This is a genomic window from Vibrio sp. HB236076 (assembly GCF_040957575.1).
Lineage (GTDB): Bacteria > Pseudomonadota > Gammaproteobacteria > Enterobacterales > Vibrionaceae > Vibrio.
Genome location: NZ_CP162602.1, coordinates 480121 through 499311 on the forward strand (window position 1 = coordinate 480121; position 19191 = coordinate 499311).

The 19191-nt window shown below is 47.6% G+C and carries 12 protein-coding genes; 11 read left to right on the forward strand and 1 reads right to left on the reverse strand.

The window, feature by feature from the left end; genetic code table 11:
* Positions 1 to 105 precede the first annotated feature (105 nt).
* Positions 106 to 951, reverse strand: coding sequence for an enoyl-CoA hydratase/isomerase family protein (locus AB0763_RS15420; protein WP_306099326.1), 846 nt, complete (start codon positions 949 to 951; stop codon positions 106 to 108).
* A 379-nt stretch (positions 952 to 1330) separates the two neighbouring features.
* On the opposite strand from AB0763_RS15420, the gene AB0763_RS15425 reads away from it, so the two are divergent.
* The 11 genes from AB0763_RS15425 to AB0763_RS15475 all read left to right on the forward strand — a co-directional run bounded on the left by AB0763_RS15425 (position 1331) and on the right by AB0763_RS15475 (position 19156).
* Positions 1331 to 2653, forward strand: coding sequence for a carbohydrate porin (locus AB0763_RS15425; RefSeq protein ID WP_306099327.1), 1323 nt, complete (start codon positions 1331 to 1333; stop codon positions 2651 to 2653).
* 37 nt (positions 2654 to 2690) lie between these two features.
* Positions 2691 to 4064, forward strand: a complete 1374-nt coding sequence (locus tag AB0763_RS15430) for a glycoside hydrolase family 30 protein (protein ID WP_306099328.1) — start codon at positions 2691 to 2693, stop codon at positions 4062 to 4064.
* Complete coding sequence (locus tag AB0763_RS15435; protein WP_306099329.1) at positions 4057 to 5622, forward strand: glycoside hydrolase family 16 protein; 1566 nt, start codon at positions 4057 to 4059, stop codon at positions 5620 to 5622. Before AB0763_RS15430 ends, AB0763_RS15435 begins: the two co-directional genes overlap by 8 nt.
* 184 nt (positions 5623 to 5806) lie before the next feature.
* Positions 5807 to 6844 (forward strand): LacI family DNA-binding transcriptional regulator, encoded by a 1038-nt coding sequence (locus AB0763_RS15440; RefSeq protein ID WP_306099330.1) that lies wholly within the window; start codon positions 5807 to 5809, stop codon positions 6842 to 6844.
* 378 nt (positions 6845 to 7222) lie between these two features.
* A complete protein-coding gene (locus AB0763_RS15445) occupies positions 7223 to 8869 on the forward strand; it encodes an ABC transporter substrate-binding protein (RefSeq protein WP_306099331.1) in 1647 nt (548 codons plus the stop codon).
* 103 nt (positions 8870 to 8972) lie between these two features.
* A complete protein-coding gene (locus tag AB0763_RS15450) occupies positions 8973 to 9947 on the forward strand; it encodes an ABC transporter permease (RefSeq protein ID WP_306099332.1) in 975 nt (324 codons plus the stop codon).
* Positions 9948 to 9995: 48 nt separating this feature from the next.
* Positions 9996 to 10937 carry an ABC transporter permease gene (locus AB0763_RS15455; protein WP_306099382.1) on the forward strand — a complete coding sequence of 314 codons (942 nt, stop codon included), beginning with the start codon at positions 9996 to 9998 and terminating at the stop codon, positions 10935 to 10937.
* Positions 10934 to 11803, forward strand: a complete 870-nt coding sequence (locus tag AB0763_RS15460; protein ID WP_306099333.1) for an ABC transporter ATP-binding protein — start codon at positions 10934 to 10936, stop codon at positions 11801 to 11803. The genes AB0763_RS15455 and AB0763_RS15460 overlap by 4 nt, the downstream gene beginning before the upstream one ends.
* On the forward strand, positions 11800 to 12735 hold the full coding sequence (locus AB0763_RS15465; RefSeq protein WP_306099334.1) for an ABC transporter ATP-binding protein: 936 nt from the start codon (positions 11800 to 11802) through the stop codon (positions 12733 to 12735). Before AB0763_RS15460 ends, AB0763_RS15465 begins: the two co-directional genes overlap by 4 nt.
* Before the next feature lie 87 nt (positions 12736 to 12822).
* On the forward strand, positions 12823 to 16257 hold the full coding sequence (locus tag AB0763_RS15470) for a hypothetical protein (RefSeq protein ID WP_306099335.1): 3435 nt from the start codon (positions 12823 to 12825) through the stop codon (positions 16255 to 16257).
* Between the two features lie 115 nt (positions 16258 to 16372).
* Positions 16373 to 19156, forward strand: coding sequence for a glycoside hydrolase family 3 N-terminal domain-containing protein (locus AB0763_RS15475; RefSeq protein WP_306099336.1), 2784 nt, complete (start codon positions 16373 to 16375; stop codon positions 19154 to 19156).
* Positions 19157 to 19191 lie beyond the last annotated feature (35 nt).

Below are 19191 nucleotides of genomic sequence, written 5' to 3' on the forward strand. Positions count from 1 at the left end.
GTATCCGTTAAATGGGGAAAGTCGTTTAGTAAACAATGGTTTCACCCAACATAAATCACCTCTTAGTAAGTAATCGAGCTGCGTTGGCGGTATTACGGGGTAAGGTTATTGAATATCTTGTACTTTCATGACCAAGGCTTCCCAATGGCGTTGGTTCTCAAGGTCGTATTCCATGCCTTTGGCATCGGCGGTAGCAAAGCGTTTGATGGCGGGTGTTTTACTGGTGGCTTGATATAACCAGTAGGTTTCCGCTTTTAACGCTTCATCAATGGGCTTATCTATCGACTCGTAGACCGCTTGCTTACACGCATTAATGGATTCTGGGGGAAATTGAGCAATGCGTTCGGCTAATGCATCCACGTAAGGGCCAATTTCATCGGCATCGAGCGCTTTATTGATGGTGCCATAGGCTTCGGCCTCATCGGCGCTAAAGTCTCGAGCACTTAAAATGATTTCCAGTGCTCTACCAAGGCCGGTTTGGCGAGCCATACGAGAAGCGCCGCCACCACAAGGCAAAATGCCCATTCCAACCTCCATTTGCATCATTTTGAATTTACCGCGGACCGCAAAGCGCATATCACAAGCCAAAGCAAACTCGTGGCCACCACCACGCGCGACCCCTTCTAGCTTGGCAATAGTGGCTTGGGGCAGTTTACTGATCCGCTCTAATACAATTTGCAAATCAAGCAGTTTAGCATCCTGGCGAGCAACGGCTTCGGTGGACATCTCTTTAAGCAAATTGGTGTCGTAGTGACACACCCAAATTTCTGGGTTTGCGGATTGAAAAATGACGACCTTAACACTGCGATCCCTTTCGAGGCGCATGGCGAGCCCCATGAGATCTTCAAGCATCTCTTGCCCTTGTACGTTAACGGGACCAAAATCAAACGTGACGCGTAATACCGCCCCCGTTTGTTGTGCAGTGAATGTGGTATAACCTTGATAGTTCATGATGAATTCCTTTTGTGTACGGGCTATGGTCTGGCGACACTCTCGGTGCAAATAAAGCCTATCAAGCAATGGTTTTGTTGATAATAAACATTATTAGCTAATCATTTTCTATAAAAAGTAAACAATGAAGCGGTAAAAGACTGATCAACAAACGGCGAACATTTCGAGCTGTGGAAGTCATTGAGCTTGTGAAAATGTGAACTCAAACAGAAGAAAGTGCTTTCTTAAGTGAGAGTGGTCACTTTTTTTAATCTTTAGGCCTTTTATACTGATTGGCGAAAGCAGTTCTGATAAAACCGATAAAAACTTAAAAGAAAGCGCTTTCAAAAGTAAGATGAAATAAAAAAACCAATAACCCTAAAAGTCTCGAGAGGCAAACATGAAAACAAAAAAGACAGCGCTTTCTTTAATGATTGCGTGCACATCACTGAGTTATGTTCATCCTAGCGTAGCGGCGGTTGATGAGACCTTTGAATTTCACGGTTATTTTCGCTCCGGTACACTATCGTCTAGCACTGACGATTGGGAGCGCTCAACCTGGGCTGGCGTAACGAAAGAAATGGTCGGTCGTCTTGGGGTTGAGGCTGATAACGACTTTAGTATCAGCCTGTCTAAAAAATGGGTGTTAGACAATGGAAAATCAGTCAAAGTCACGGTCGGTGAGGAAGATAACACGGACTCATACAGCGCTTCGGATTTTCCTGATGCTTATCTCGAGTACGAAGGGGTTTTAGATTCAGGCATTTTGTGGGCCGGAAAACGCAGTTATGCCAAAGATGAAAACTACATCTTTATGACCGATTTTTTCTATATCGATTATTCCGGAACCGGGGCGGGTGTGATTGATTATCAAGTCGGTGATGCGAAAGTGGATTTTGCCTACATCGCCAGTGATCGCACCGAAGACGAAGACTATAACCTCACACGGGATCTCGATACCAATAATATTTTACACACGGTGCATTTAGGGGTTGATTGGGGCACCTGGAAACTCGATGGCTCGTTAAAATACATGCACGACAACCAAAGTTATACCTCCGGGACAGACGGTTATTGGGACGATTACAACAGTGTTTGGGTTGAGGCGGTGGATGCCTACTACACCAAATACACAGACCGCGGTGCCGATTTGAGCTTAACTTATTCAAGAGACGATTTTTTCTGGATACCAGGCAATGGTTTTTCCAAGATCATCGCTCAAGGGGGTATCGGCTTGGGGTCTCAGCAATTATTAGGCGGAACCTTGACCACTTATAACGCCTATCGCCCAGGCAGTGTCACCAAAGGGGGCGTGAGCGGCGCGGCGACCATGGCCAATAACTACACGAATGACACCTCCGCGCGTTTGCTGTTCTGGGGTGGGTATTTCTTTGACAACGGCATCAACGTATTCCCGTCAATTCAAGCGCAATACAATGATCACGCAGAAGACAATATTTACGATTATTGGTTCTCAGCCATGGTAAGACCTACTTTTCCTGTCAGTGAAAACTTTTATATTCAATCTGAAATCGGTTACGCCTACAAAAACTGGAATGGCGGTACTTGGTTTGAGAAAAAAATCACTGTTGCACCGACTGTCGTGATGGGCGTTGGGCAAGGCATCGCGCCAGAAATTCGCTTTGTGGCCAGTTACCTGCCAGAAGCGAACGATGGTGATGGCGATACCATCGTCGGTATTCAAGCCGATGTCTCCTGGTAATCAATGGCCCTTTAACCACGACTATGGTGAATGAAGAATGAAAATCGTAGAAACCGCTCTACACAGTGAGCAAAAATGGCGTGAATACGACGGCGAGCCTTTGGTGCCAACGTCACAATTAGCCGAAAAACGCCATCAACCGATACAACAGGTTTATCTTGATAGTCGTTTTCACTTTCAAACCTGGGAGGGATTCGGTGGCGCGTTTACTGAATCGGCGGCGCATGTGTTCCACGCCATGCCATCCGAGGTACAAGAAGAGTTGCTGAGCGCTTATTTTGACCCAGTTCAAGGACTTGCCTACAACCGAGGCCGCACCCACATCAACAGCTGTGATTTTTCTTTGCACAACTGGGCGTGTTGCGAGGTTGAAGACCCCGATTTAAACGCGTTTAGCCTAGAGCGAGAGTTGCAAGAAATCATCCCACTTATCTTGCGGGCACAGCAAGTGGCGAAACAACCATTGCCGTTGCTTGCCTCGCCTTGGAGTCCGCCAGAGTGGATGAAAACCAATCAGCAGATGAATCACGGCGGCGAACTCAAAGCGGAGTATCGTCAAACATGGGCAAACTATTACTGTAAGTTCATCAAGGCAATGCGTGAGCACGGGGTCACGATTGACGCCATCAGTGTGCAAAATGAACCGGCTGCCACGCAAATTTGGGATTCTTGCTTGTACAGCGCAGAGCAAGAAAGGGATTTTGTCCGTGACTATCTCGGCCCAACCTTGGGCAAACAAGCGCTTAGTGATGTTCGACTCATTTTTTGGGATCACAACCGCGCCGAGGCTTTTCACCGCGCGCAAGTCATGCTCGATGACCCCATTGCCAGTCAATTTGTCTACGGGGTCGGGATACATTGGTATGAAGGTGACAACTACGACAACTTGAGTTTGATTAACCAGCTTTATCCCGATACCGCGATCTGGTTTACCGAAGGTTGCCAAGAGGGCGGCCCGCACATTGGCAGTTGGGAGGTTGCTGAGCGCTATGGTCATTCGATCATCAATGATTTAAATCACGGTACCAGCAGCTGGTGTGATTGGAATTTGTTTTTGGATCAGTTTGGCGGGCCGAATCACGTTGGCAATTTGTGCAGTGCGCCGATCCTTTGTGATCTCGACAACCAACTGCCAATTTATAACCCGTCTTACTATTACATTGGCCATTTTTCAAAATTTATCGGTTTAGGCGCTAAACGCGTGGCAGTCGCGACGAGCAGTGATGAACTCGAAGCCACCGCGTTTGAAAACCTCGATGGGCGGTTAATTTTAGTGGTTATGAATCGCTCCAGTGACGCCATGACTTACCGCTTGCAACATGGTGGCCAAGCGCAATATATCGATTTACCCGCACGCGCCATCCAAACCGTGGTGGTCCAAAAAAACAATAAGGATAATGATCATGCATAAATACATTCCATTCGTCGGTGTCATCAGTTGTGCTGGCATGATTGTTGGGTGTGCCGATTCTACGCCTCAAACAGTGCAAAATAGCCCTGTTGTGACCAGTGTGACAAACCAACAGCAAGTCCCCACTCAAAAAGGGAAGTGGTCACTGGTATGGCATGATGAATTCAATGGTTCGAAAGTCGATGAAAGTAAATGGCAGTTTGAAGAGAACTGTTGGGGCGGCGGCAATGATGAGCAACAATGCTATGTCAAAAATGATCAAAATGCCTTCGTTGATCAAGGTGTGCTAACGCTCAGAGCAATAAAACAGCAAACCACTGGCCCTGCCACTCCACAAGATTGGAATGAATCGAGTGCAACAAAGACACTGCCTTACTCGTCGGCAAGGTTAAGGACCAAAGACCGAGCCGATTGGCAATACGGCCGCTTTGAGGTCAGAGCTAAGATGCCACAGGGGCAGGGCACTTGGCCGGCGGTATGGATGCTCCCTAGTGATTTTGTCTATGGCGGGTGGGCGGCATCTGGTGAAATTGACATTGTTGAAGCCGTTAACTTGCACACGACCTATCAAGATGAAGCGGGGAATATCAGACCGGAAAACCGAGTGCATGGCACACTGCACTACGGAAAAAATTGGCCCAATAATGTTTCATCGGGAACAGAATACACCTTTGGCAACGATGAGATTAACCCTGCCGATGACTTTCACACCTACGCCATCGAGTGGGAAAAAGGCGAAATTCGTTGGTACGTCGATGAGGTACACTACGCGACGCAAACCCAAGCCGGCTGGTGGACCCAATATCAAAATGACCAACAGCAATGGGTCAGTGGTCCAGACGACGCCCCCTTTAATCAAAAATTTCATTTATTGCTCAATTTGGCAATCGGTGGCTCTTGGGCAGGTGAAACCAATGACAAGGGGATCGACCCCAATTTAGAACGCGCCGAAATGCAAATTGACTACGTTCGGGTTTATCAGTGCAGTGCAAATACCAAGACAGGCCAAGGCTGTTCAAGCCCGGTTAACCCTGATGCAATACAAAATACAGGGACAACCGAGCCGCCGCTGACCAGCGCCCAAGTGATGGTTGGCACCGATAAACTCGAGGTGCTGACACCGTTAGGCATTGCCGATGGCATGGCGTTATCGGGGTGGGATAACCAAAGTAATGATCAACGCCAATGGCACGATGGCGAGTTGGATATCCACATCATCAATCAAGGCAATGCGTATATCGGGGCGAGTAACGGCACGCTCGATCTGTCGGGTTTTTCACAAGGCAAGTTGGTGATCGAGATGGCTATCGTCAACAACGACGCCGATGGCCTGGCGATCAAGTTAGACAGCGGTTGGCCAAATGTTGCTCAAATTGATATTGATAACAATCAATTAGCCTCTTTAGACCAATGGAAACGCTATGAATTTCCCATCGCGTCTTTTAAGTCGCATACCAAGGGGTTTGATTTAGCCAGCATTGTCAATGCGGTGGTATTTGAGCCAATTAATGGCCGAGATATGAAATTGAAAGTGAGGTCGATTTCCCTAGAGAAATAAATGGCAGGGTGGCTTAGACCACCCTGACTTTTTTAGTGACATTTAAGAGCAAAAGACTTGAGTTCGATCGGGGTTTTGATGCAAAAATATGACTTAAGCGATTGTTAAGGTTATCTTTATCTTTTCGGTTTTGTGGTAATATTTTATATAACGCCAGTCAATAGGTTTGTTTAGGTTGCTATGCATGTCAGCGACGAATAGCCAACTCAGGGATAAAACATTGATAACAATAAAAGAAGTTGCAGAATTAGCCGGTGTTTCTCAGTCAACCGTGTCTCGTGCATTAAACGGCCATCAGTCGGTAAAACCCAGTAACAAAGAAAAAGTATTTGCGGCGATAGAAAAGCTAGGTTACAAACCGAATGCATTCGCTCAAGCGTTGGCATCGAACAAGTCGTTCAGTATCGGGATGCTAGTGGGGACCTTAGACGGCCCTTTTTACGGCCCTTTAATGCACAACGTTGAAGAGATTGTCCGCGCGCAAAATTATCACTTAATCATCACCAGTGGTTATGAGTCTTATGAGCGGGAGCAAGATTCAATACAGTTTTTGAATGCGAAGAAAGTCGATGGTTTTGTCTTGATCCCCGATATGCTCAGCGATAACGACATTCTCGAGATTGTCTCAACATCGCCCGCGACAGTGGTACTCAATCGCTATATTCCAGAAATTGCAGACAAGTGTATCCGCATCGACAATGAACTCGGTGGCTACTTAGCGGTTGATTACCTGGTGAACAAAGGTCATAAGAAAATAGGCTGTGTGACCGGGCAATTAAGCAAAGTTGACAGTCGCGAACGCTTGCAAGGGTATCGCAACGCCCTGTCTGCGCATGGCATTGAATACAATGCTTCTCTCGTCGTTGAAGGTCGTTTTGATTATCAAGAAAACGATGAAGCGATAAAGCGGTTATTAAATCGCGACCCCGAAATATCAGCCTTATTTTGCATGAACGACAATATCGCCGTGATGGCCTATAATGTTTGCAAAGACAGAGGGTTAACCGTTGGAGAAGACATCTCGATTGTCGGTTTTGACAACAATAATTACAGCCAATACATGTCGCCTCCACTCACCACGATTGACTTTCCTATCAAAGACATGGCCATTCAAGGGGCGAAATGCGTGCTAAACAGCTTAATGGGCCGTTCCAATGATGGCATCGATAAAATGCTGTTGCCTACGTTAATCGAGCGTCATTCCGTTAAAGCGCTTTCTTAGTCAAAGAACACCTCAGAGATTAAACCTAGCTTACGAAGATAACCTCACCAAGGGATAGATTGGTGAGGTTGTTTATTTGCGTCTTTATTTTTAAACTCATACGATTGCGCCTCATGTGAATATATTCATTAAAATCAACGCTTTAATTTAATGATTTTCTTTATTAAATGACGAACCATCCTGTCGTGTTGATCGAGTTAACACAAGTGAATTGATTAATGTGATCCACCTATAGCTTTGCCCTTGTTGTCCTTGCTTCTGTACTTGCCTGTCACTAATATCACCACAAAGAAAGCGCTTTCTTTTTAGCAGACATTACACAAACGATATAAAAATAACCACATTGACATTCCAATATAAACGAGAAAAGGGTTTGCCATGCACAACAAAACACACATTGCACTCGCGCTTGTCGGGGCCTTCTCTACGGGGGCGGTCGCCGAGGTCTCTGAGATCCCTCACGGCGGAAATTTAACCGTGCCCATCATCAATACCGGTTTTGTGGAAAACTACAACCCGTATACGGCAGGGGGCTTATTTGATGGTGTCCTCTACGAGCCGCTGATGTTTTTTAATAACATGACCGGCAAGATGGAATACCGCCTTGCGCAATCGGCCGAGTATTCAAAAGATTTAACACAAATCACCATTAGGTTAAAACCTGATTTACACTGGTCAGATGGATCACCATTAACTGCGCAAGACGTTGCGTTTAGCTATCAGTTAACCAAGGATGTTCCCGCATTTGATGTCAAAGCCATTTGGAGCTCTGGCCAACTCAACAGTGTGGAGGCGATGGATGATTCTCGAGTGGTCTTTAAGTTAAACCGCCCAGATTCTACCTTTCTGTGGAGCTTAGCCAAATATCATATTGTGCCAAAAGCGGTGTGGCAGACCATCCCAACCAAAGACTTGCCAACCTTTACTAACCCTGATCCGGTGGGCAGTGGTCCACTGACAAATATAAAATTTATCAAGCCACAACAGATGCAAATTTGCCGCAACGAGCATTATTATTTGCCGAACCGACCTTATATCGATTGCATCACCTATCGCTCTTACAACGATAACTCTCAGGTCCAACCGGCCTTGATGAAAGGTGAGCTCGATTGGGGCTCTAACTTTATTGCCGATGTCGATCGCACTTATGTGTCTTTGGATCCCAAACATCATCATTACTGGTACCCCGCCAATGATGCCATTCACCTTTACGTTAATACCAAACGCAAACCGTTCGATGATGTGCGAGTTAGGCAAGCCCTTTCGATGGCATTAAATCGAGAAGAGATCGTGGATATTGCCGCTTATGGGTACCCAACCGTCAATCACCATGCCGGTGGGATCGGTGAGTTTTATCAGCAATACATCGACACCAACATCAGTGAAAAATACCGCTACTTAACCGAGTATCATCCAGATAAAGCCAACCAATTGTTGGATGAAGCGGGCTATAAAGATTTGGATGGCGATGGGTTTCGCGATTTGCCCAACGGCGAGACGATAGCGTTCGACATCGATGTCGTCAACGGATGGACCGACTGGATACAGGTAGTTCAGATGGTGTCGGAGTATTACCAAGAGATAGGGATTAAAGCCAACATTAAAACAGTGGATTGGTCTGTTTACGATCGCAGCTTAAAAGAGGGAGATTACGCCATGTCGATCAACTGGTCACTGATCGGCAGTAACCCGATAGAAGCTTATCAAGCGTATTATGCTCGCTCACAAATTGGCAAAAGTTGGCATGCTGGGCACGGTATCAATGGTGAACAATTCGATAAGTTATTTCACGATTTTGGCCTGACGAATGATCAAGAAAAGCAAGCTGTAATTTTGTCTCAATTGCAAACCATGACCGCAGAGCAGTTGCCTTTTATTCCCTTGTTCTCAAACCCAACTTGGTTTCAATACAGCACAAAAACCTTTGTCGGTTGGCCTAATGCCGATGATGCTTATGTACAGCCAAGCTTTTACGACGGTGGTAATCGCAACTTAATTATTAATCATTTGCACCTTAAGCAATGATGAGTGTGATGAGCGCTTGGTGCGGTTTTGTTGGCGGGCCATGTAACCTGGCTCTGTCATATGGCGGTTCACCAAAGCGCTCAAAGCAAAAGGAAACCAAATTATGAACTTTATTTTGAGAAGGCTCGGCTTTTATTTTACTGCATTTATGATTGCCATCTCGTTTAACTTTTACCTTCCAAGGCTCATGCCTGGCGATCCGATTGAAGCCATGTTCGCTGCGGCCCAGGGTAAAATGGATCTTTCGCAGATGGACGCCGTCAGAGAAATGTATGGCTTTGTCGATGGCTCGTTATTTGAACAATACATCGCGTATCTACACAGCGTTTTTACACTCAACCTCGGTCCCTCGGTATTGATGTTCCCCATCGATGTGACCACTGTCGTTGGCATGGCGTTGCCTTGGACGCTGTTTCTTGCCTTGGGCTCGTTAATTGTGTCGCTGATCATTGGGGTCAGTATTGGTACGTATGCCTCGTATCGACGAGACGGATTATTTGGCCAATGGGTTCCGCCGATACTGGCGTTTATAAGTAATTTTCCCTATATCGTCACGGCGTTATTGTTGTTCTACTTTTTTGGCTTGAAGTTGGAATTATTACCCCTGGCCTACACTTATGATCCCGAAATTGATCCTGGGTTGACTTGGGAATTTATTGGCAGTGTGGCCAAACATGCAATTTTACCTATGGGCTCAATGATTGTCGTTGGGATCGCCACTTGGGTGTTTAATATGCGCAATGCGATGATCAATGTTCTCGGTGAAGATTACGTCACCATGGCCGAAGCCAAAGGGTTGAGCTCCTACCGAGTCATGCTTCGCTACGCCGGACGCAACGCAATCCTACCGGTGGCCACAGCGATTGCCATGGCAATCGGCTTTTCTTTTGCCGGCTCGATCATGACGGAAGTGGTGTTTAACTACCAAGGGCTTGGCAATATTTTGCTCAAAGGGATCATGGCCAGGGATTACCCATTGATACAAGCGATTTTACTTATCTTAGTGACGGCGGTGTTAACGGCGAACCTGATTGCCGACTTGTTGTACGTTTGGCTTGATCCTCGAATTTCTAAGTAGGAACCCTATATGAGTATTTCACTATCATCTAACACGAGTGACTCCGATATGAAACCGACTTCGCGATGGCGCAGTGCGCTATTGTTCAGCGCTAAGGTCAAAGCGTTTTTCCAGGGCAATTACACCGGCATGATAGGCGGTGGATTGATCACGGTGATTTTACTGTGCGCGTTAGCGGCGCCTTTACTCACTCAATACGATCCCAACAAACGCACGGGACGCCCCCATGTTGCGCCGAATGCGGAGCACGTCTTGGGCACCACGCGCAGTGGACGCGATGTGTTTAGTCAGGTGCTTTACGGCGCGCGAAAAAGCCTTTCTGTGGCGTTTTTTGCAGGCTTGATTGCGATGGGTATCGCCGTCGCAGTGGGCATTACCGCCGGTTATCTGGGGGGAAAAACCGATGAGTGGCTCAACTTCCTAACCAATGTGTTTTTGGTTTTTCCACAATTGCCATTGCTTATCGTGTTGGCGGCTTTTTTGGGGCAGGTCGGGTCGATGGTCATCACCGTTCTGCTTGGAATTACCTCATGGCCTTGGGGGGCGCGTGTCATTCGCTCGCAAACCATGGCACTGCGCAACAAAGAGTTTATTATCGCATCTGAAGTGATGGGTGAATCGAAAATACGCATTATTTTAGTCGAAATTTTGCCCAACTTAGTGTCGATCGTGTTCGGTGGCTTTCTTGGTACGGTCATTTACGCCATGGGCGCTGAAGCCGGCCTGGGGATTTTAGGGCTCGGTGATGCCACACAAGTGAGTTGGGGCTCTATGCTGTATTGGGCACAAACGTCTTCATCACTTTATACCGGAGCTTGGTGGGAAATGTTGGTACCGGCGCTGGCCTTGGCGATGACCGGCGGGGCGTTAGCGCTGATTAACATGTCCATCGATCAAATCAGCAATCCTAAACTCAAGACCGGATCTCATATGAAATTGTGGGCGCTGCGCAAAAAAGCGGTTGACGCGAAAAGAGGAGCAAAACAATGAGTTTTATAGAGCAAAATGCCTTTCATCCTCAACCGCTGATTAAGGTCCGCGAGTTGTGTGTCGATTACATTACGGAAAAAGGCACGTTTCAAGCGGTAAAAAGCGTGAGTTTTGATATTGGTAAAGGCGAAATTTTTGGCTTGGCTGGTGAGTCAGGGTGTGGCAAGAGCACCATTGCGTTTGCCCTGACTCAGTTACATCGACCACCGGCTTTGATCTCACACGGTGAAATCCTCTTTGATCAGCAAGATCTTTTATCTTTGTCACCGCAGGCGCTTCAAGCGATACGTTGGAGCGACATTGCCATGGTATTTCAAAGCGCGATGAACGCCCTCAACCCCGTGATCACCGTCGGAGAGCAGTTTGAAGATGTGATTGTTCGTCACATGGGCAATCAAGTGACCAAAAAAGACATCAAAGCCAGAGCTGAAGAACTATTAGAAATTGTTAATATTCCCAAGTCGCGCCTGAATGATTACCCCCATCAATTTAGTGGTGGTATGCGCCAGCGTCTGGTGATTGCCATTGCGCTCGCGCTCAGCCCACAGCTCATTATTATGGATGAGCCGACCACCGCATTGGATGTCGTAGTACAACGAGAAATACTGCAGCAAATTTATCAACTGCGAGAACAATTTGGTTTCTCTGTGTTGTTTATTACCCACGATTTAGCCTTAATGAGTCAATTATGCGATCGCATAGCGGTTATGCGTCATGGAAAAATAGTCGAGGTAAATCAGGCGAGTCAAGTTCGCAATCACCCACAACATCCCTATACCCAAGAGTTATGGGCTTCCTTTCCAAATATTCATCAGGGAAGACGCTCTAGTATCGATCTTGATCAGGTTTTGGAGGAAATACAATGAGTCAGCAACCTTTTATCTCACTCAATAATGTCGTAAAAACCTTTTCAAGCGGTGGCCCACTCGCCAAAAAAGCGCAATTTCACGCACTGCAAGGCGTGAGTTTTAATCTCTATACCGGTCGCACCTTGGCCTTAGTGGGCGAATCGGGCTGTGGCAAAAGTACCTGTGCCAAACTGATCACCAAAGTGCACGCCGCCACCGAAGGGGAAATTTTATTTCAGGGTAAAAATATCAATGATATCAAAGGCCGAAAACAAGAGCTCGCTTATCGAAGCCAGGTGCAGATGGTATTTCAAGACCCGTTTGGCTCCCTAAACCCGACTCACACCATTCATCATCACCTGATGAGGCCGTTAAAAATTCACCAAAAGGGCATGGGGGATCGCGCTATCTCTGAAAAAATCCAATCGCTGCTGGATTTGGTTGAGTTGCCGAACGAAGTGTTGGAAAAATACCCTCATCAATTGAGTGGAGGCCAGCGGCAGCGAATTAATTTGGCGCGCGCTTTGGCGGTTGGGTCAAAAATGATCTTGGCCGATGAACCGACCTCAATGCTCGATGTGTCGATTCGTTTGAGCATTCTCAATTTGATGCAAAAAATGAAGCGGGAGTTGGGCATTGGCTTTTTGTATATCACCCACGATTTAACTACGGCACATTACATCGCAGAGGAAACGGCGGTCATGTATCGAGGACAGATTGTGGAGTGGGGAGAGACACAAGAAATATTGAGCAACCCACAGCACCCTTACACCAAGCTGTTAATTTCCGCCGTCCCGGATCCCGATTTGCCATTTTCTCAATTGTTGGCAAGTCAGCCAAATTACGCACAAGCGGCGGAGAAAATACGCTCAGTCAGTGCAAAGTGGCAAAGTGATTTTCGCCAAGTGTCTAAAAATCACTTTGTCAAAGTATGGCAGAGTGTCGCTTGAACTAGGTTCGTTAGCAAAAGTGCCGATAAGAGCCGTTATATAACTAAAAAAATAAGCGTTTAAGAAAGCGCTTTCTTAGGTGGTAATATGGAACATAACAATCAATCTGTATCTGGTGAGTTTGTCGATCTCCACGGCGATCGTTTTTATAAAATTACCCACGTCGATCAGATGCCCGCGTTTTTTATTAGCTTAGTGTCAGCCAGTGATCACTGGTTGTTTATTTCCTCGACGGGAGGACTGACAGCGGGGAGAATTCGGCCTGAAAATGCGCTCTTTCCCTACCGCTCAGTCGATCATATTCACGAAAATGCCGACAATACCGGTTCAAAAACCATCATCAAAGTCGAACAAGATCAGCAATGGCGTTGTTGGGAACCCTTTAACCCACACCATGATGGTCTTTATTGTGTTGAACGCCATGTGTATAAAAACACCGTGGGCGATCAAATTGTCTTCGAAGAAATCAACCATACGTTAGGCCTGTCTTTTTGCTATCGCTGGTGTACCAGTGAGGCGTTTGGCTTTGTGCGGCATGCCACGCTGCGCAACCTCAGCGACGCTTCACTGTCGATTGAACTGCTCGATGGCATTCAAAATCTGTTGCCGGCCGGGGCCCCCTTGGCGGCATTGCAAACGCGTAGTGCATTGGTGGACGCCTATAAATGGAATGAGCGAGTGAACGACAGCTCACTGGCATTATTTTCTATGTACGCGGCTTTAAGTGATAAAGCGGAGCCAGCCGAATCATTAAGAGCGACGACCGTGTTCTCTGTCGGGGTTGAGCAAGGTCCGACGTTACTGTCGAGCACTCAGCTCAAGGCTTTTCGCCAAGGCAAATCGATCAGCGCAGAGCGGCACACTCGTGGCGTACGCGGGGCGTATTTTGTGACTCAATCGTGTCAATTAGATGCTGGCGACGCTAAGCAGTGGTGGATTGTGGCCGAGATCGATCAAACCCACAGCGATATCGCGGCGCTTGAGCAAACACTGCATTCCACTGCCGATTTAGCCGCGCAAATCGAGCTTAGCATTGAAGAGAATCACGACCAGCTTAAAAAGTTAATGTCTGGGGCCGATGCTTGGCAGTTAACCTCACAAGAAACGACCACGGTTCACCACTATGCCAATGTCTTGTTTAATGCCATGCGCGGCGGGATCTTTGCTCATAACTACGATCTCGAAAAAAGTGACTTTCGCCAATGGTGCGGTCAGACCAACCGTGTCTTGGCGAAAAAACATCACCTTTTTCTCGATAACTTACCCAATGAGTTGTCGTCACTCACTTTACTTAAAAAAGCGCAACACACCGGTGATAAGCAACTGCAAAGGCTGTGTTACGAATACTTGCCGTTAACGTTTGGCCGTCGGCATGGCGACCCAAGCCGGCCGTGGAATCATTATGAGATCAAAGTGCGCAATAAAGCGGGAGAGCGATTATTGTCTTACCAAGGCAATTGGCGCGATATTTTCCAAAACTGGGAAGCGCTGGCACTCAGTTACCCCAATTTTATTGCTTCTTTTATCGCTAAGTTTGTCAATGCATCGACGTTTGATGGCTACAACCCATATCGCATTAGCAAAGACGGTATCGACTGGGAAGTGGTGGATGCCGATGACCCATGGAGCAATATTGGCTATTGGGGCGATCATCAAATCATCTACTTACTCAAGTTTCTCGAACTGGCCAATCAATACCACCCCGAATGGTTACAGCAGGCATTGATGAATGCTTGTTACAGTTACGCCAACGTTCCGTATCGGATGTGTGGTGTTGAACAATTGTATCAAAACCCCAAAGAGACGATTGAATTTGATCATCAACGCCAAGCGCAGATCGATCAGCGCGTAGCCAGTATGGGCAGTGACGGACGCTTACTGTTAGATGAGCAAGGTGAAGTCTACTTGGTGAGTTTATTGGAAAAAATCCTCGTTCCCTTGTTGTCTAAACTCAGCAATTTGGTGGTGGATGGTGGCATTTGGCTTAATACCCAAAGACCGGAGTGGAACGATGCCAATAATGCCATTGTTGGCAATGGCCTCTCGATGGTGACCTTGTATTATCTGCGCCGATATGTCGTATTTATGCAAAAAATGTTGCTCAATCTGCCCGCCGAGGTGCGTCTGTCCACCGAAGTGACCGAATGGCTATTGGCGTTGCAAAACCACTTTGCCCAGGCTGCGAGCCAATTGGCGCAACGTCCGCTTAACGACACAGAGCGAGGCGAGTTTCTCGAAACACTACAACACATTGCCCACACTTACCGAGCTAAGGTTTACCCGGATGGTTTCTCTGGGCAACGCGCTCTGGAGCGAGACGAGATCCTGAGCTTGCTGGATGCCAGCCTAGTGGTCATCGATAACAGCATTGCGCACAATAAGCGCGCCGATGGTTTATACCACGCTTACAACATCATTAAGCCAATGGGAAAAAACGTGTCGGTCGAGACACTATACCCCATGTTAGAAGGGCAAGTGGCGGTATTGAGTTCGGGGGCTTTGTCTGCTCAGCAAGCGGTGCAGTTGTTAGACCGCCTATTTGACAGCGACTTGTATCGCCCCGATCAACAGAGTTTTATGTTGTATCCAGACCGTCCATTGGCCACGTTCATGGAGAAAAATACCCTTGAGGCTGACCTAATTCACACATTGCCTTGGCTAGCGAGAATGGTAGAAGAGCGCGATACTCGACTGGTTGAGCGCGATATCAATGGTCAGTATCACTTTAACCCTGAGTTCGCCAATGCCGGTGACTGCGCGCGCATGCTAGAGCAAATGGCAAAAGACAATCCGGCGCTTACACAAGAGGATAGAGAAACCGTGTTGGCGTGTTATGAATCGGTCTTTAATCATCGTCAGTTCACGGGGCGTTCAGGCACCATGTTTGGTTATGAGGGCCTAGGGTGTATTTACTGGCACATGGTGTCGAAATTGCTCTTGGCAGTTCAAGAAAACTACCTCGCCGCGCGGGCAAAAGACGCGCAAAGTACCCAGTGCCACCAGTTAGCGGATTATTATTATCGCATTCGCGAAGGCATTGGCTTTAACAAGACTCCGGCGACTTACGGTGCCTTTCCTACCGACCCTTACTCTCACACCCCTAAACAGGCAGGGGCGCAACAACCCGGTATGACTGGCCAAGTCAAAGAAGAAATTCTGACTCGTTTTAACGAGCTCGGCATTCAGGTTATACAAGGCCGAATACACATTAATCCGAGTTTGTTGCCGGTGAGTGAATTCTTAACCCAGCCTCAAGATTTTGAATACGTGTCGCTTAATGGCGAACGACAAACCATAGCGTTGCCAGCCGGGTGTTTGGCCTTCACGTATTGCCAAGTGCCGTTTATTTATCGTCTCAGTGTCAATGGGCAAGGCCAGTGTCGTCTCTATTTTCGTGATTCATCGGTCATTGAGAATGGTTCGCTGCCGCTGAGCCGTGAGGTGAGTGAACGTGTCTTTGCTCGTAATGGGGATATAGAACGCATCGAAGTTGATATCCCGGCTTCGTGGCTCCGTCAATAATTTATAGACAGTGGCCGCACGCTGATCGGTCTGTTTTGGGTCTCAAGGACGAAATAGAGGCCAATTAAGAAAGCGCTTTCTAGGTGCGGACACGAACAATTTATTAGGTAAAAAAATGGAACAAAATCGTTTTCTTTTCGCTCAACAAGCCATAGCTCCGCTCAGTCGCCAAGCGGCTGCGGAGGGGATGGTGTTACTTAAAAATACCGATGGTGTGCTGCCGTGTTCACCGGATCAACGAGTGTCGGTGTTTGGCCGCTGCCAACTAGATACGTATCGCAGTGGAACCGGCTCTGGTGGCGCGGTTAATGTCCCCTATGCGGTTAACATTATTGACGGCCTTCGCCAACAGCCTGGTCTAACGCTTAATCAACCGCTGGCGTCGCTATATCAAGACTGGGTGGCTGAAAACCCGTTTGATGACGGCGGCGGCGGTTGGGCGACCGAGCCGTGGTTTCAAAAAGAAATGCCCATTGATAGCGATTTACTGCGCCGTTATTGCCATTCGCAGGATGTCGCCATCGTGGTGATAGGGCGTACGGCGGGTGAAGATCAAGACAATCAAGCCAAAGCCGGCAGTTATTTTTTAACCGACACCGAGCAAGGCTTACTGACCCAGTGCTGCCAGTTTTTTCAACAGGTCGTGGTGGTATTAAACGTCACCAATATTATCGACATGTCTTGGTTAACGAGTACTCCTCACCACGAAACCATTAAAGCGGTGTTGTACAGTTGGGCTGCGGGTATGGAAGGCGGCCATGCACTGGCTGATGTGCTGTCTGGTCAAGTGTGCCCGAGCGCAAAGCTGTGCGACACCATTGCTTATCAACTCAGTGACTACCCCTCCGACCCGCATTTTGGCGGTATCAAGGCGAATCAATACGGCGAAGATATCTATGTTGGCTATCGATATTTTGAAACCTTTGCCCCTGATCGCGTGCAATTTGAATTCGGTTTTGGTTTGTCTTACACCGATTTTACCACCCAGTTGTCTGGCTTTAGAACCGAGGGCCAAGGACGTGATGAGGTGCTGCACTTTGATATTGCCGTGCGCAATAATGGTGACACGTTTACCGGTAAAGAAGTGGTTCAGCTGTATTGCCAAGCGCCGCAGGGGCAGCTTGGTAAACCGGCTCGAGTTTTAGTGGCTTTTCAAAAAACGGCCAATATTGCCCCTGGTGGTGAGCAGAGCTTGTCTTTATCGGTGCCAGTGTCAAGTTTGGCATCGTACGACGATAGTGGGGTATCAGGCCACCGCTTTTGTGAGGTACTCGAAGCAGGCGAGTATCGGTTCTATTTGGGTAACAGCGTAAAACAAGCGAGTCTATTGCCGTCTTGTTGGTCACTTTCATCGACGTTAGTGGTCGATAAAAAGCAGTCGGCGATGGCACCGCTGGTGGCTTTTGAACGTTTGCGACCAGGTGAAGAACTGAGCGATAGGACATATAACGCCCGTTACGAGCCGGTCCCGACTCGGCAATATTGCCTTGAAAAACGCATTAAAAGGGCGTTGCCGCCAGCGTTGAGCATCACTGGCGAGCGGGGGATACGATTGGCTGATGTCCGAGATGGCCACGCCGAGTTGACTGACTTTGTCGCGCAAATGAGCAAAGAGCAGCTCGCAACCTTGGTTCGCGGTGAAGGCATGTGCAGTCCGAAAGTTACCCCGGGGACGGCGGCAACCTTTGGCGGAGTGAGTGATTCATTATTTGATTTGGGCATACCATTAGTGTGTTGTAGTGATGGCCCATCAGGTATTCGGCTAGACAGTGGCCATAAAGCCACACAGGTCCCGATTGGCACCTTATTAAGTTGTACGTGGAATCCCGAGCTTAACCAAGCCCTTTACCGCGCGTTAGGCCAAGAGATGCAGGCGTATCAGATCGATAATTTGCTTGGCCCTGGCATCAACTTGCACCGACATCCGCTCAATGGTCGTAATTTTGAGTATTTTTCCGAAGACCCCTTCTTGACCGGCGCGATAGCCATTGCGCAAATTCAAGGGCTGGACTCTGCGGGGGTGACGGCGACCGTCAAACACTTCTGTGCCAACGATCAAGAAACCAAGCGTCATGATGTGGAAAGCCAATTGTCGGAGCGGGCTTTGCGTGAGTTGCATTTAAAGCCGTTTGAGATGGCGGTCAAGCAAGGCAAAGTGAGATCCATCATGACGGCTTACAACCCAGTTAACCATTATTGGTCGGCGTCTCATTACGACTTAACCACCCATATTTTGCGCCACGAATGGCAATTTGATGGTATTGTGATGAGTGATTGGTGGGCGAAAATGAATCATCCGGTCGACGGAGGCGAAGCGGCGTTGTCCAATACCGCGCACATGGTCAGAGCGCAAAACGATCTTTACATGGTGGTGGAAAATGACAGAGCAGAGCAAAACCCCATGAATGACAATACGCTCAGTGGCTTAGAGCAAGGGCAGTTAACGCTTGGCGAACTGCAGCGCAGTGCAATCAACATTTGCCGGTTTATTTTGACAACCCCAGCCATGCAAAGGCCGTTAGTTCGTTATCAGCCGGTCAAGCACTTTGTGGCCAGTGAAGAGACAAACTTCACGCCCGAGGTTTGTATTAATCACCACCAAGGTGAGGTCACTCGTTCTCAGTCGAGCCATCAACGCATCCGTTTACGGGTCGAGCAAGCCGGTCAATACAAGATCGTGGCTAAGGTCGTCTATTCAAGGGATGCATTGGCACAATCGGCTTGCAGTGTCAGTTTTAACGGTCATTATGCGATGTCAGTGATGACCAATGGTACCCAAGGAAAGCCGGTTGATATTGAAGGGATCACCGTCTCTTTAGAGCCAGGTGGATACACGGTTGAACTGGAATGGTTTAAACCCGGTCTTGTCATCGAATGTTTAAGCTTGGTAAAACAATAGGCGATTGAACAATCTGATGTCCGAGTATTCTTTGA